This window comes from Rothia endophytica (genome assembly GCF_039543885.1).
GTDB classification, from domain to species: Bacteria; Actinomycetota; Actinomycetes; order Actinomycetales; family Micrococcaceae; genus Rothia; species Rothia endophytica.
This window is the reverse complement of the sequence record NZ_BAABKP010000005.1, coordinates 37,952-52,496: the sequence shown is the minus strand read 5'-3', so window position 1 is coordinate 52,496 and position 14,545 is coordinate 37,952. Positions and strand designations below refer to the sequence as shown.

14 protein-coding genes are annotated in these 14,545 nt (G+C 57.3%); 9 read left to right on the top strand and 5 right to left on the bottom strand.

Annotation, left to right across the window (positions count from 1 at the left end; genetic code table 11):
• Positions 1–111 precede the first annotated feature (111 nt).
• Together ABD982_RS09650 and ABD982_RS09645 are read left to right on the top strand one after the other, a co-directional pair.
• Positions 112–303 carry a helix-turn-helix domain-containing protein gene (locus ABD982_RS09650; protein ID WP_345446959.1) on the top strand — a complete coding sequence of 64 codons (192 nt, stop codon included), beginning with the start codon at positions 112–114 and terminating at the stop codon, positions 301–303.
• Positions 300–1,502 (top strand): type II toxin-antitoxin system HipA family toxin, encoded by a 1,203-nt coding sequence (locus ABD982_RS09645; protein WP_345446957.1) that lies wholly within the window; start codon positions 300–302, stop codon positions 1,500–1,502. Before ABD982_RS09650 ends, ABD982_RS09645 begins: the two co-directional genes overlap by 4 nt.
• Before the next feature lie 114 nt (positions 1,503–1,616).
• Here the strand turns inward: ABD982_RS09645 and ABD982_RS09640 are convergent, their stop codons facing one another.
• Both ABD982_RS09640 and ABD982_RS09635 read right to left on the bottom strand, forming a co-directional pair.
• Positions 1,617–2,078 (bottom strand): GyrI-like domain-containing protein, encoded by a 462-nt coding sequence (locus ABD982_RS09640; protein ID WP_345446954.1) that lies wholly within the window; start codon positions 2,076–2,078, stop codon positions 1,617–1,619.
• A 54-nt stretch (positions 2,079–2,132) separates the two neighbouring features.
• Positions 2,133–2,780, bottom strand: a complete 648-nt coding sequence (locus tag ABD982_RS09635; RefSeq protein WP_345446951.1) for an arsenic metallochaperone ArsD family protein — start codon at positions 2,778–2,780, stop codon at positions 2,133–2,135.
• Between the two features lie 178 nt (positions 2,781–2,958).
• Between ABD982_RS09635 and ABD982_RS09630 the strand changes: the two genes are divergently transcribed.
• Positions 2,959–3,735: a MerR family transcriptional regulator gene (locus tag ABD982_RS09630; RefSeq protein ID WP_345446949.1), complete on the top strand. Its 777-nt coding sequence runs from the start codon at positions 2,959–2,961 to the stop codon at positions 3,733–3,735.
• A 93-nt stretch (positions 3,736–3,828) separates the two neighbouring features.
• On the opposite strand, the gene ABD982_RS09625 is transcribed toward ABD982_RS09630, so the two are convergent.
• From ABD982_RS09625 to ABD982_RS09615, 3 genes are all read right to left on the bottom strand, one after another.
• Entirely contained in the window at positions 3,829–4,563 is a 735-nt protein-coding gene (locus ABD982_RS09625; RefSeq protein ID WP_345446946.1) for a hypothetical protein, read from the bottom strand.
• A 10-nt stretch (positions 4,564–4,573) separates the two neighbouring features.
• Positions 4,574–4,903, bottom strand: a complete 330-nt coding sequence (locus ABD982_RS09620) for a PadR family transcriptional regulator (RefSeq protein WP_345446944.1) — start codon at positions 4,901–4,903, stop codon at positions 4,574–4,576.
• A 100-nt stretch (positions 4,904–5,003) separates the two neighbouring features.
• Positions 5,004–5,693, bottom strand: a complete 690-nt coding sequence (locus tag ABD982_RS09615) for a TetR/AcrR family transcriptional regulator (protein WP_345446942.1) — start codon at positions 5,691–5,693, stop codon at positions 5,004–5,006.
• A gap of 140 nt (positions 5,694–5,833) precedes the next feature.
• Here ABD982_RS09615 and ABD982_RS09610 point away from each other — a divergent pair, with 140 nt between their 5' ends.
• The 6 genes from ABD982_RS09610 to ABD982_RS09585 all read left to right on the top strand — a co-directional run bounded on the left by ABD982_RS09610 (position 5,834) and on the right by ABD982_RS09585 (position 14,541).
• Positions 5,834–7,258, top strand: coding sequence for a flavin monoamine oxidase family protein (locus ABD982_RS09610; protein WP_345446939.1), 1,425 nt, complete (start codon positions 5,834–5,836; stop codon positions 7,256–7,258).
• A 190-nt stretch (positions 7,259–7,448) separates the two neighbouring features.
• Positions 7,449–8,345, top strand: a complete 897-nt coding sequence (locus tag ABD982_RS09605; RefSeq protein ID WP_345446936.1) for a universal stress protein — start codon at positions 7,449–7,451, stop codon at positions 8,343–8,345.
• Positions 8,346–8,581: 236 nt separating this feature from the next.
• Positions 8,582–9,745, top strand: a complete 1,164-nt coding sequence (locus tag ABD982_RS09600) for an NAD(P)/FAD-dependent oxidoreductase (protein ID WP_345446933.1) — start codon at positions 8,582–8,584, stop codon at positions 9,743–9,745.
• Between the two features lie 11 nt (positions 9,746–9,756).
• Positions 9,757–11,220: a cryptochrome/photolyase family protein gene (locus tag ABD982_RS09595; RefSeq protein WP_345446930.1), complete on the top strand. Its 1,464-nt coding sequence runs from the start codon at positions 9,757–9,759 to the stop codon at positions 11,218–11,220.
• Positions 11,221–11,365: 145 nt separating this feature from the next.
• On the top strand, positions 11,366–12,955 hold the full coding sequence (locus ABD982_RS09590) for an APC family permease (protein WP_345446927.1): 1,590 nt from the start codon (positions 11,366–11,368) through the stop codon (positions 12,953–12,955).
• A 98-nt stretch (positions 12,956–13,053) separates the two neighbouring features.
• Entirely contained in the window at positions 13,054–14,541 is a 1,488-nt protein-coding gene (locus ABD982_RS09585) for an NAD-dependent succinate-semialdehyde dehydrogenase (RefSeq protein ID WP_345447075.1), read from the top strand.
• Positions 14,542–14,545: the final 4 nt, after the last annotated feature.

The following is a 14,545-nucleotide window of genomic DNA, read 5'->3' as shown; positions in this document are numbered from 1 at the left end:
GTCTATAATGAACCGAAAAACCGGCAAAGTATTGCCGATATTGGGGTTATAAGACTAAGATAGGGGAAAAATAAGGCTAATCGGCAGAATACTGCCGGGAGTGGGGTTGGTATGGGGCTAGGTCAAAAAATCAAAGCAAAGCGCAAGGAGCTGCGGATGCCGCAAGAGGAACTAGCAGCTCTCAGCGGGGTATCTGAGCGAACCCTGCGCGACTTTGAGCGCGGCAAACTGAGTATTTCCCTGCAGAAGGCCCTGGATATCGCAGAAGTGCTGGGTCTAGAACTGAAACTGGTAGAAGCATGAACCAGCCCCTTGCAGATATCTATAAGCAAGACCGGTTGGCGGGCCATTTCTACAAGACCCGGCACACCACAGAATTCCGTTATGCAACCAGCTACCTGAGCGAGAGCAACCCGCCACTAGCGTCCACCCTCCCGCTGAGTGAAGCTCCGCTCAGTTATCAAGCAGGGGCACTCCCTCCTTTCTTTACCGGTCTACTGCCGGAAGGTCGTCGTCTTACCACCCTGCGGTCCAGCCTTAAAGTTTCCCGAGATGATGAGCTTTCCTTGCTCCTAGCGGTTGGCTCAGACACCGTGGGGGACGTGCGGGTTATTAAACATGGCGGCACCCTACCCCCAGATAAAGACCTTGAAGCTCGTGACATTGACCCGGACAACTTCAAACACATCAGCTTCAAAGAGCTACTCTCTGACCAGGTTTACCGGGACCCGGCATCCCTGCCAGGGGTTCAAGAAAAGGTTTCAGGCAAGATGCTGACCTTCCCCCTGCGTCAGGGTAATGACCTCTACCTACTCAAGCTCACTCCGCCTGAATACCCACTGTTGGTTGAAAACGAAGCCTTCTTTCTCAAGGGAGCAGAGGGACTTAAAGGACGTAACGGAGTGGTTAAATCACAGTTGGTTTTTGACGGTGACGGTGTTTCTGGGCTGCTGGTTAAGCGTTTTGACCGCGGCATCAGCCCAGACGGAAAAATTGCTCGATATGCGGTTGAGGACGCCTGCCAGCTGCTGAACCTCTACCCGGCAGATAAATACGATGTGAGTGCCCTTGAGGTCTCTCGCGCAATTACCGGTCTTGTTCAGCAACCCGTTCTTACAGCCCAAGAACTACTGCGACAGTTTCTCTATGCCTGGCTAACCGGCAACGGGGACTTGCACGCCAAAAACCTTTCGGTCATTACTGCCGGGGGTAAAACCAGGCTGTCGCCGGTCTACGATGTGCCTTCAACTGCGCCCTATGGGGATCAGTCAATGGCACTAAAAATTCTGGGAAAAGAGCGCGGGCTATCGGCACGAATTTTCATTGAATTTGGTGAACAGCTAGGACTGAGAGCGCCAGCAACAACCCGCCTCATCCGCAATACTCTGACTGACACTGAAGGTCTGGTTGAGAAAGCAGCTGAGCTGCCCTTTGACTCAAGCCGCCGTAAGGCCCTCGTGAAAGTCCTAAAAAATCGGCGCCAGTCACTCATACAGGGGTAGTAGTACCCTGCTCACCGGCGTCCTTTTGGTCAGCAACATGGGTAACCCCTCACTAGCAGGGGGATTAGACCATGCTGGGGAGGGGTTACCTATGCGAGCGCGAAATGCTGTGTGCTAGGCTGCCTTAACCGGCACCCAAACCTGCATCTGGTAGTCAGCGGCTGAGGGGTCACCGGGGCCGTAGGCCTCAAACACCGGGCCGTTAGGCTTGAAACCAGCCTTGGGTAAGAAGGTGCCCATCAGGTGATCCACGCCTGCCATGATGCTCATGGGCACCGGGCCTTCAACGTTGGTTACAGCGAACTCCCCGCCGTCCACCTTCAGCGCGTTGAGCCCCAGAGCCTGAGCAGTCTCAAGGTTCTCCACCAGGATGCCCGCCATATAATCGAACTGGCCGCTGGCGTTCATGCCCACAATGACGCCCATGGAATGCACCTCGGGCATCGTCACCCCACGCGCTGTAGCGTGGTCGGTCAGCTTCTTCCACAGCTCACCCATGCCAGCACCCTGCTGAACAGTCTCGCGGAAACCCGCAATAAAAAACTCATCCTTGTGCTCTACACGTGCACCAATCATGACAACTCCCATGGGAAAATAAAAACCTAACCTGCCTGTAGACAGGCGCTAAAACTAAGAGGAACCACACCCGCAGGAGCCACCGCAGCAACCGCCACCGTTACCCACGCCCATCATCGCCTGGGTGATAGAGACGGATGACTGGGCATCGCCCTTGACTGCTACAGATGAACCGTCGCTGGGGATACCATCGCCAAAATCGCCACCCATGAGGTTAAGGCGGTGACCGATATCTGGCCCGCCTGCCGGTTTCTCGGTGACACCAGCTAGGACGGCGGCAAAACCAGCAGGTTCCTGGGTGGGCAGAGTGGGGGCATCTGCACCCCCGCCCACGGGGCCACAAGCGGCTGCTGCTGCTGATACCTTAGGCTGCTTAACCTCTGCAAAGTGGGAAAAGCGCCGCATCTGTTCTACCGAGGGGTAGTTGAAAGACACTTTAACCTGGCCTTCTACCAACACGATGGGTAGAACTTCCCACCCGTTCATGGCAATCTGGTCGGCAACCTGTGGGCAGTCAGTAAACGCTGAAGGGTAGGAATCGGTGGAATAGACGGCGATTTCTAGCCCGGCGTCAAGAAGCTCCTGCGCCTGCTCAAAGAAAGTGTTGCGGGCGACGTCCTGCGGGTCAGCAGGGTTATCACCGGCAGCAGGCACAAATACCTCAAGCGGTGTTGAGCCGATAGTGTCATTAATTTTTGCCACGAGCGCTCCTTAAAGAAGATAAAACCTACCCCACCAGACTACAGTGCACCGCCGGTTTCTCAGGTGTTCAGGGTAGGTGAAGGTAGCTCTCTTAGATCTAGAGTAAATATTGATAGGGAATAGCGCTTGACCCTCACGCAGCGTGAGTACCTAGCCTGGTAACTATCAGGAGGAAAACATGCACCCAGATTTTTTGACCGTAGGTGAAGTCGCCCGGCTCGTAGGGGTGAGCGTCCGTACGCTACACCACTACGAAAGTGTTGGGCTGCTGACCCCCAGCCGGCGCTCGGCTAGCGGCTACCGGCTCTACTCAGCGGACGATATCGACAGGCTTCACACGATTCTTGTCTACCGCGCACTCGAATTTCCGCTGGAAAAAATTCAGCAAATTCTAGTCAGCGGTACCGCGCCCATTGAAGAGCTCATCAGCCAGCGGGACCTTCTGCAAGAAAAACAGGAGCACCTACAGTCCGTGCTGGACTCGGTGCAGACAATGATTGAGGTTCACACCATGAAAAAAACCATGAGCGCGGCTGACCGCGCCAAAGCTAGTCACGCCCAGTACCGTGACGAGGCAGAAGCTGCCTACGGCAGCACTGATGCCTACCAGCAGTCAGCCCAGCGGGTTGCCGGCTTCACCGACCAAGACTGGACGCGGGTTTCTGACCGCATGGACGCCTTTGAACAGGCCTGTGCTCGGGCGCTCGCAGGCGAGGTTGCCCCTGGGTCTGACGAGGCCAACAAGCTGGCCGAAGAGCATCTTAGCCTCATGCAGGACTACTTTGACTGCTCCTATAACCAGCAGGTTCTCATTGGCATGACCTACGTGAGCGACCCCCGCTTTACCGCCCACTACGACCAGCGCTCCACTGGCCTAGCTGCCTGGATCAGCGCAGCTATCAACGCCAACGCTGTCATCCACGGAGTGGATATAGATACCCCCGTCTGGCAGTAGCCTAACGGAAGAAAATCAAAGGGCGAGCCCCTGCCGCATCAACTAAACCTAGGGTGGTGCGGCAGGGGCTTCTATCTTTGTGAGGGTGGGGGCCTAGCTCAGCAGGATGAGGGTGAAGGCGGCATCCAGTACGGCAACTAGGGGGAGCATCCAGATGCCGAAGAACATGAGGAGACGGCTGTTGCGCGATTTACGGTCCAGGGCCTCGGGACTCTCAAAGGGGCTGATCAATGGGTCAGTATCGGGGGAGCGGAGCTCGCGGGCAGTAACAAAGACCGCGGTCCCCACCAATATCACCGCTGCGATCATGGTGACGCCTAAGCTGGGCAGACTCAGTAGTGCTGGCCGGTCCATGCTAGCGGCGAGGGTTCCCATTACGGCGAAGCCTGCAGCAGCGATCGCAAAAATGCTGAAACGTAGCGGTTTTTCTGCCCACCAGCGCATGGTGGAAATAGCTGCCACAGTTGCTACCAGCGCACCAACTATTGCCACCAGCGAGACGTCATTGATTGCGAAATCCTCCGAGCGTGCCCAGGCTTTGAAAGCGGCAGAGAAGATGAAGAAGGCGGCAAGACTCACCGCTGAGGTGATGATGATCGGCAGCAGGGTGGAGTCGGGTGCCCCTGCCAGACCTAGTGAGTGCGCATAGTCCTTGGGGTCACCGAAGGCCTCGTGCGGGGTCTCGCCGCTATCAGCGCAGTGAGCGTGGACGGTTTCAAGGGCGTCACCAATAGCACTGCCGGGTACGTTGTCTAGGCGTAGTTCCAGGATGAAGGGATTCACCCAGCTCTTGTGGGTGGCGATAAAGGTATCCAGTGGAGTTTTCATAGCTATTTCCTTAGTGAGTCAGGTGGGCGGTGACGGTGGTGGAGAAGGTCTGCCAAGTGACGGTGAGGGTGGCGAGTTCTTGGGTGCCGGCGTCCGTCAGGAAGAAGTATTTGCGGCCAGGCCCGCCGTCCCCTTCGCGCCACTGCACCTCAACCAGCCCGCGATTTTCTAGCCGGTTGAGCAGGGGGTAGAGGGTGCCACCTTTGATATCGCCCAGCCCGGCTTCTGCCAGTTGGGTGATGATGGCGTAGCCGTAGGTGGGGCCCTTCTCTAGGGTTTTGAGGACGCAGGTGGTGAGGAGGCCTCGGAGCCAGTCTGCGGGGTATAGTGTTGCGGTCATATCTATATAGTTACATTAACTAGTTAGTCTGTCTAGTTTGTTTGTCTATATAGTCGAAGATTTTTTGCGCGTGTCAAAGCAGGGGGTGTGAACAGGGTGGCTAGGGGAGTCTGGTGCTCAACCCGGCCAGTAGGGCTGCCAGCCCCAGTTCAAAAGCCTCATCTTGCGGGGTGCTGCCCAATTCTGCAAACCCCTCTGCCATGGTGGGGTGGCTGCTTGCGCGCTGCCCCGGATCAAAGATATCGATGGGGGCGTCAACGTCTGTGGCGGAACCTAGCAAGAAAGCTTCGAGCGCCTCTACTGTGAGCAGGGCATCTCGCGGGGTGAATCCAAAGGCAACAAAAGCGCTGGTGACCTGTTCATACATGCCCAGAGTGCCCGGGGCGTTGCGTACCGGGGTGACTGCCAGCATTGTTACCAGGGCGGGAGAGAGGGAAAAGGCGGTGCGATAAGATCGTGCCCAGCTTGCGGTCGCTTCTACCCAGAGGTTCCGTGCTACTCTCGCCGTTAGGTCACTTGCCCTAACGCGGGCGGCGGCTTCCTGCAATTCGTGGGTACTAATACCCTGAGCGATGTGGTCTGACAGCCCTGCTAGTACTTCATCGCGCGAAGCCACGTGGTTGTAAAGCGAGGACGGGGCGACCCCCAGCTTCTTGGCCAGCTGAGACATGGTAAAGTCACCGTTTTTGGACAGTAATTCCTGTGCGGCCAGAGTGATCTTTTGGGCCGTGATAAGGGAGGCGGTGGGCCTACCTGCGGTGCGGTTTCTGGTCATTCTGGTGCCGGTCATATCTACCACCGTATAAGAAAAAATAATTTCGCCGTGCTATGACTCAACACTTCACATTTATAGTGATGTGAGATACCCTAAAACGAACGACATTCGTTTATCAGCGGTTCAGTGTCGAACCACCCAAGGAAAGGCTCCCCATGGCTCCTCAGGAAATCACCCGCGACGTCGTCATTATTGGCGCAGGCCCCGCAGGCCTCACCGCCGCCTACCGCCTCCAACAGGCAGGCCACTCCGTTGCCGTCCTCGAAGCCCGCCACCGCGTAGGCGGCCGCACCTGGAACGGCGATATCGATGGCGCCTTCATTGAAATCGGTGGCCAGTGGATATCCCCTGACCAAACCGAACTCGCAGCCCTGGTGAAAGAACTCGGCCTCACCACCTTCGACCGCTACCGCGAAGGTGACTCTATCTATAAGAACCTTGCCGGCGACGTCATCCAGTACAACGGCGACACCTTCCCCGTCGATGAAGCCACCACCGCAGAAATGCAACGCCTCATCGGACTCATGGACAAACTCACCGCAGAAGTAGACCCTGCCGCCCCCTGGGAACACCCCCGCGCCAAAGAATATGACGCCATCAGCTTCCGTGAATGGCTCAAAACCCAGACTGATAACGACGAAGCCCGCAATAACATCTCCCTCTTCATCGCTGGCGCCATGCTCACCAAGCCCGAGCACGCCTTCTCACTCCTCCAGGCTCTGTTGATGTCCTCATCTGCCGGTTCCTTCTCTCACCTGGTCGACGAAGACTTCATCCTCGACAAGCGCGTACTCGGCGGTATGCAGAAAGTCTCCCTGGGGCTGGCAGAAAAAATCGGTGACGATAACATCGTGCTTGGCCACCCCGTGCGCGTACTACGCTGGCAAGAAGAAGGCGACTACCCCGTACTGGCTGAAGCAGAAGACTTCGGCGAGGACGGCGTAGCCAACCCCGAGGGCGGCGTGAAGGTGCGCGCTCAGTACGCCATCATGGCAGTACCGCCCAACCTCTACTCCCGCGTTTCCTTTGTGCCCTCGCTGGATCGCCGTCAGCACCAGATGCACCAGCACCAGTCCCTGGGCCTGGTCATCAAGGTACACGCTGTCTATGACCGCCCCTTCTGGCGCGACCGTGGGCTTTCAGGCACCTGCTTTGCCTGCGAAAACCTGGTGCAGGAAATCTACGACAACACCAACTACGACCCCGCTACCGGCGAAGAAGAAACCCGCGGAACCCTGGTCGGCTTCATCTCGGATGAGAAAGCTGACCTCATGTTCACCCTCTCAGAAGAAGAACGCAAAACCGCTATCTTGGATGCAATGGCTGAGCTCATCGGTGAAGAAGCCAAGAACCCGGTTACCTTCTACCTCTCTGACTGGGGAGCTGAAGAGTGGACCCGTGGTGCCTACGCCGCTTCCTATGACCTTGGTGGCCTCTCCCGCTGGGGTCAGTACCAGCATGACCCCGTAGGGCCCATCCACTGGGCCTGCTCAGATATCGCCGGTGAAGGCTACCAGCACGTGGACGGCGCCGTACGCATGGGCCAGCAGGTAGCAAAACAGCTCAGCGAAAAATTGTAAATACTCCTAGGCTTATTTAAAAGGTGCTTACCGGTCCCCGCGAGCCCCCTAACCTGTCTGCTGATCCTCTTACCTGGTTCGCAAGCTCACAAGGCAATTCACGCCAGCCCCGAGCCAGCAGGCAGGTTATGAGCTTGCTCCTCCGGGTCACCTTTTGAATAACTCTTAGAACCTGGAAGGAGCCCACCGTATGCGTTACGTTGTTGGCTACTCACCCACCGACCGCGGCCGTGATGCCCTTAACCTGGGCGTCGTGCTCGCACGCTCCCTGGGGGCGCAGCTCGATGTGGTCTACGTGCTCAAAAATGAGAACCCGCACCTCGCTGCCCCACGCAGCAACTTTGGCAGTATCCTGCGGGAGCAGGCGGTAGGCTGGCTCGAAGATGCCCAGTACCTGGTGCCTACCGACCTCACGGCACGTTTTCACCTGCGTCAGGCGGAATCAACTGCCGCCGGTCTGATGGAGTTTGCCGAAGCCACTGACGCCGGGGCAATCGTCGTGGGCGGCGCAAGGACGGGTGGCTGGCTCTTCCACTCCATCGGTGCCGCCGGTAATGCCCTGCTGCACCGATCCCGCACCCCCGTCATCTTAGCGCCGCGAAACTTCGCTTCTGACACTGACATCGAGCAGATTGACTGCGCCGTTTCCCCCGAGATTGATTCAATCTCTTTGGTGGAAGAGGCGATAGCGACTGCCAACCGCACCGGCCTGAAGGTGCGGCTAGTTTCCCTCATTGAGGGTGCAGACTCCGCGGCTGCCGCCAGTGAGGCTGAGGTGGGGGTGCGAGAGCTCATTAAGCAGTCCTCGGTCGCCCTTGAAAAACCTGAGCTACTCAGCGTTACTGTGGGGCACGGGGCCACTGTGCCAGACGCCGTGCAGTCGGTTCACTGGTCACCTCAGTCCGTGCTCATGGCGGGTTCTTCTAAGCTGAGTCAGCGCGGTGAACTCTTCTTGAGCTCCAACACTGCCAAGATTCTTACTCACCTGCCCATTCCGCTGGTTGTGGTGCCGCGTGACTACTCACCCGGACGCCGCGGCTCATCTCAGCAGCCGTGGACAGGCTCAATCCCGGTGGTGGGCAAATAATTTAGCGGCCGTGCGCTATTGCGGCTAGGCCCCGCACTTTCTCTCTTCGGGTAGGCTGACCCTCTTCAGCTCCATGATGATCGGTCTCTCGGTGGTAGCTCCTGCATGCTCCCTCTCTGGTGCTCTGGGCCCTGTCACCCAGTAGGTGCACCTTCTCGCCTTACTCTGAACGTTAAAAAGGAGGGTTGTCTCACGTAAGCTGTAAAGAATTACTGAGCTACAGGAAGGTGCCATCAATGCACACCGTTATCGTAGGGGCTGGAATAGCAGGCCTGAACTCCGCTCGTTATCTCGCTCAATCTGGTCAGAGCGTCACCGTTCTTGAGAAAAACTCTAAGCCCGGCGGCAGAATTGCCACTGATCACATCGATGGTTTTACCTGCGATGTCGGCTTTCAGCTCCTTAACCCTCAGTACCCCGAGGCTAAGAAATCTCTTAACCTTCCTGCCCTTGACCTACATGCTTTCAGTCGCGGTGCAGTGATCTGCGAAGATAACAGGCAGTTCATGCTCAGCGACCCCACCCGTCACCCGCTGGCTTTGCCCTCGCTGCTGCGTGAGTGTTCTGTAACGGATGCCCGTGCGGCCTACTCCCTGCTGAAAGACCGCGAATCAACAACCTTCGACCAGGCTCTTGAGCGGGCCGGTTTCAGCGCCTCCCTTAAACGAGCTGCTCGCACCTTCCTCGCCGCGGTTACCGCTGATTCATCCCTGGAATGCACCCCAGAATTTGGCCGGAAACTCATCTATTACTTCCTCAAAGGCTCACCCTCCCTTCCCGCTCAGGGGATGGAGGCTATTGCCTACCAGATGGCTGATCTTGACGGGGTCACCATCTGCTATTCAACAGAAATCGTTGAAATTATCGAGGAGGATCAACGGGTACTCCTGCGCTGTTCTGATGGAAAAGAGTTGTATGCTGATCGGGTAATTATTGCAGGTGGCCCGCTGGAGAGTGCTTATCTTCTCGATTCTGAGGTGCCAGCTACGGGGGACCTGACAACCTGGTGGTTCGCTGCAGACCAGCGCCCAACCGCATCTACTTACTTGCACCTTGACTGCTCAGATAGCCCTCTCATTAACCATGCCGCTGTCGTGTCCAACGTGTGCCCATCCTACGCACCGGCAGGGCAACACCTCATACAGGCCAGCGTTGTGGGTTCTTCAGACCTGGAGGCTGAGGTGGTCGCCCAGCGTGTTCAGCGAATGTTTGGGTGCGAAGGTGATACGTGGCGTTTGCTCACCTGCCACCGCGTCTCTCCTGCTCTTCCCATCATGACGGGTCGCTCAGCCTGGTCTCCTACCGGGAAGCTGGCGGTCGCCGGTGACTTCAATCAAGCATCCATCCAAGGGGCTCTAGCGTCCGGACGTCAGGCTGCATCACTATCAAGTTCTCAGTAAAGAGTGACGATATGACTACCTCTGTGCATCTGCTTCTTTTCCGTGAAGATCTAAGAACTCGCGATCACCGTGCCCTACGTGCTGCAACCGATCTAGCGCACCGCCACCCAGATACGACAGTGCTTGCCCTCTACGTCCTTGATGAGGAGACGGAAGGGATACGCCCGCTGGGCGGGGCAAGTCGCTGGTGGCTACATCACTCTCTAGTGGAATTACAAGAATCACTGGAAAACCTGGGGATCCCCCTCTTCTTCGCCCGAGGTCAGGGAACGGCTAGCGTTGCCAGCTTGAGCGCCCCACTGGGTGTCACCCATCTCCACTGGAGCCGCCGCTACACCCCGCCTGAGCGCTCGGCCGACGCCGCCCTCAAAACCTGGGCTAAAAGTCAAGGTATAGAAGCGCATAGCTATGCCGGCCATCTCCTGCATGAACCGTGGGAGGTTTCGCCGGCGTCCGGTGATTTTTATAAGGTCTTTACTCCTTTCTGGAAGGCCATATCGGCTCAGGGCTTTAGGGAACCCTATGGCGCCCCTGAACCCCTTACGCAGAATCCTGCGGCCCTATCTCAGGAGGTCAGGAAGCAATGCGCCGCCCTCCTTTCCCTCGAAGAGTTGGATCTTCTGCCTACCCGCCCAGACTGGTCTGGAGGGTTGAAACAACGCTGGACACCCGGTGAGAAGGGAGCATTAGCTGCCTGCAATGAGTTTGTGGACGGGAATCTTGAAGGATATGCCAGAGAAAGGGATTTTCCTGCCGCTCCCTCCACCAGCTTTCTTTCACCCCATCTACGGTTTGGTGAAATAAGCCCCGCGACCGTTTTATATCGTGTGGGGCGTTCAATCTCGGTGATGACCACTGATGCCACTCGGTTTGCAACCGAAGTAGGCTGGCGGGAGTTTTGCTGGCACCTGGCCTTTCACAATCCTGAGCTGCACGAAAAAGAGTTCCGTGCCGAGTGGTCACACTTTCCTTGGGGCAAGGCTGATAACCCAGAAAATAAAGAACTGTTCCACGCCTGGTGCCGGGGGCTTACTGGCGTCCCTCTGGTGGACGCGGGAATGCGCGAACTCTGGGAAACCGGCTATATGCACAATCGGGTACGTATGGTGGCCGCTTCTTATCTCACCAAGAACCTGCTGTTGGATTGGAAGCTGGGAGAAAAATGGTTCTGGGATACTCTCGTGGATGCTGATCTTGCCTCAAACCCGGCTAATTGGCAGTGGGTCGCAGGGTCAGGGGCGGACGCCGCACCCTATTTCAGAATCTTTAATCCCGTAACGCAGGGAAAGAAATTCGATGAAGAAGCTCGGTATATCAAGCGCTGGGTACCTGAGCTGGCCCACCTTAGTGCTGTAGAAATCCATCGAGGCGCCGAGCAAGGGTACGGGGTGCTAGCGCCAGATTACCCGTCTCCCTTGGTTGATCTTAAGCTTTCTCGCGAGGAGGCTTTAGCTGCCTATAGTGACTGGAAATAGACGCTCCGCTCTTTCATCCTAAGAAAAAACGCCACGAGACTTCACAAATCGTATACGAGGTTGTAATCTGGCTAACTAAACGAACAACATTCGTTTAGTTGACTTTTAGTCTCATCTGCCAACGGTGGTAGTGAAAGGAAGGGCGATGTCTCAGACCCCTCAGAACCCGGTACCAGCGGGCAGCGCCCCGGTGACCGCATCAACCAACCCCCACGGCGCAGTAGACACCGGGGCAGCTAACAAAAAGGGCCTCTCTTCGGGTAAGGTCACCCTCTTCAGCTCCATGATTATCGGTATCTCGGTGGTAGCTCCCGCGTACTCACTCTCCGGTGCGTTAGGGCCCGTCGCCGCAGAAGCTGGCCTCTACATGCCAGCCATGTTCCTCATCGGCTTCATTCCTATGCTGCTGGTTGCCATCGGCTATCGCGAGCTCAACGCCGCCATGCCCGACGCTGGGACCACCTTCACCTGGACCACCAAAGCTTTCGGCCCCTACGCCGGCTGGATGGGTGGCTGGGCCCTGCTGGTCGCCACCATCCTGGTGCTCTCCAACCTAGCGGGTATCGCCGTAGACTTCTTTTACCTGGCCCTCTCGCAGGTCCTCTCTAACCCGGGCGTCGCTGACCTTGCTGGCAACAACCTCATCAATATCGCCACCTTCATCGCTTTCATGGCTTTCGGTTGCTACATCACCTACCGCGGTCTGGACGCCACCCAGAAAATCCAAACCGTCTTCATCATCTTCCAGCTGGCCGTCCTCGCCATTTTCTCTGCCGTTGCTTTCTACAAGGCAAGCACCGGCACCGGCTTCGCCAACCTCAGCTTTAGCCTTGAATGGTTCAACCCTTTTGGTATCGATTCCTTCTCAACCCTGGCAGCGGGTATGTCCCTGGTCTTCTTCCTCTACTGGGGGTGGGACGCCGTGCTGACTATGAACGAGGAAACGGAAGGTAAGCACACCACCAGTGGGCACGCCGCTGTCGGTACCATCCTGACTATTGTGGTGCTCTACCTTTTCCTGTCGGTATCCACCCTGGCCTTTGCTGGTACTGGTGAAACCGGTTTGGGCCTGGGGAACCCTGACAACCAGGAAAATATCTTCGCTGCTCTCTCTGGACCGGTCCTGGGTGCCTTTGGCATTCTTATGTCCTTCGCGGTGCTCGTGGCTGCCCTGGCTTCCCTGCAGTCCACCGCAGTGTCCCCGGCACGAACCCTGCTGGCTATGGGCTACTACAAGGCGCTGAGCCCCAAATTCGCTAGCCTTTCCCCTAAGTATCAGGCACCCAGCTACGCCACCATCGTCTCTTGTCTGATTGCTACCGTCTTCTATGTAGTCATGCGCTTTATTTCCACCTCGGTGCTCTGGGATACCATTTCAGCCCTCAGCCTCATGGTCTGCCTCTACTACGGCATCACCGCTTTCGCCTGCGTCTGGTACTTCCGCAAAACCTCCCTATCATCGGGGGTGAAGGCTCTCTTTAATAAGTTCATCTTCCCCCTGCTGGGCGGTCTGATTCTGGTTGTCTTCTTCGCACAGACGTTCTTTGACTCCATGGACCCTGCCTATGGTTCAGGCTCAGAAATTGGTGGTGTGGGGCTGGTCTTCATTCTGTCTTTAGTTCTGCTGGTTTTGGGAGTCATCGCCATGATCTACCAGCGCATCAAGCGCCCGGACTTCTTTGCCGGTAAGGTGCCCATGGATGTCGAGCACATGATTGACCTGCCCGAGGTGTAACCCTGGGAACATGCCAGCCTAGGCGCGTAAACTAAATAAACATGAGCGGTCGCATTGACCCAGGACATATTTTCAATGAAGAGAAAGAAGTGCACATTATGGCTGTCAACGTTCAAGAGCTGCTGGCAAAGGTGCCCACAGGTCTACTGATTAACGGTGAGTGGCGTGAGTCCTCCAACGGTGAAACCTTCGATGTTGAAAACCCCGCCACCGGCGAGATTATCGCAACCCTGGCGTCCGCCACCGAAGAGGACGCAGTGGCCGCCCTGGACGCCGCCTGCGCAGCTGAAAAGGGCGCAGGGGAGCACGGCTGGGCAGCCACCTCTCCGCGTGAACGCGCCGAGATTCTGCGCCGCGCTTTTGAACTGGTCACCGAACGTGCAGATGAGTTCGCCACCCTCATGACCCTGGAAATGGGCAAGCCCTTCGCCGAGGCGCTGGGCGAGGTCAAATACGGTGCTGAGTTCCTGCGCTGGTTCGCTGAAGAAACCCCCCGCCACTACGGCCGCACCTTGAACATGCCCGAGGGTGCCCTGCGCATGATTACCCGCCACAAGCCCGTGGGCCCCTGCCTGCTGATCACCCCCTGGAACTTCCCACTGGCTATGGGCACCCGCAAGGTTGCTCCCGCTATCGCTGCCGGCTGCACCATGGTCCTCAAGCCCGCGCGTCTGACCCCGCTAACTAGCCAGTATTTCGCCCAGACCCTCATGGACGCCGGCCTGCCCGCAGGTGTCCTCAACGTGGTGGCCTCTAAGTCAGCTTCGGCTATCTCAGAGCCACTGATGAGCGATGACCGCCTGCGCAAGGTCTCCTTTACCGGCTCCACCCCCGTGGGCCAGCAGCTGCTGGCTAAGGCTAGCGAGAAGGTACTGCGGACCTCCATGGAGCTAGGTGGCAACGCCCCCTTCATCGTCTTTGAAGACGCCAACATGGAGCAGGCAGTCGCCGGTGCCATGGCCGCCAAGATGCGCAACATGGGTGAGGCCTGCACCGCTGCCAACCGCTTCTTCGTGCACGAATCTGTAGCAGAAGAATTCTCCACCAAGTTCGCTGCCGCCATGGCAGATCTCAAACTGGGCAACGGCCTGGACGAAGGCACCACCTGCGGCCCGCTGATTGAGCAGAAAGCTCAGGACTCAGTAGCTGAACTGGTTGAGGACGCCCTGGCTAAGGGCGCCCGCGCCCTGACTGGTGGCGCCCGCGGTGAGGGGGAGGGCTACTTCTACCAGCCCACCGTGCTGGTGGATGTCCCTGCCGATGCCCGCGTGGCCCGCGAAGAAATCTTCGGCCCCGTAGCTCCCATCTTCACTTTCAGTGACGAGTACGAAGCTTACGAACTCGCCAACGACACCGAATACGGCCTGGCGAGCTATGTCTTCACCGAGAACATTGACCGTCTCTACCGTGCCAGTGACCACCTGGACTTCGGTCTGGTGGGCTTCAATGCCGGAGTTATCTCTAACGCCGCAGCACCCTTTGGCGGTATCAAGCAGTCCGGAATGGGTCGCGAAGGTGGCGCTGAAGGCATCGCTGAATATTCCTCGGTGCAGTACATCGGCCTGCGCGACCCCTACGCCTACTAGGCCA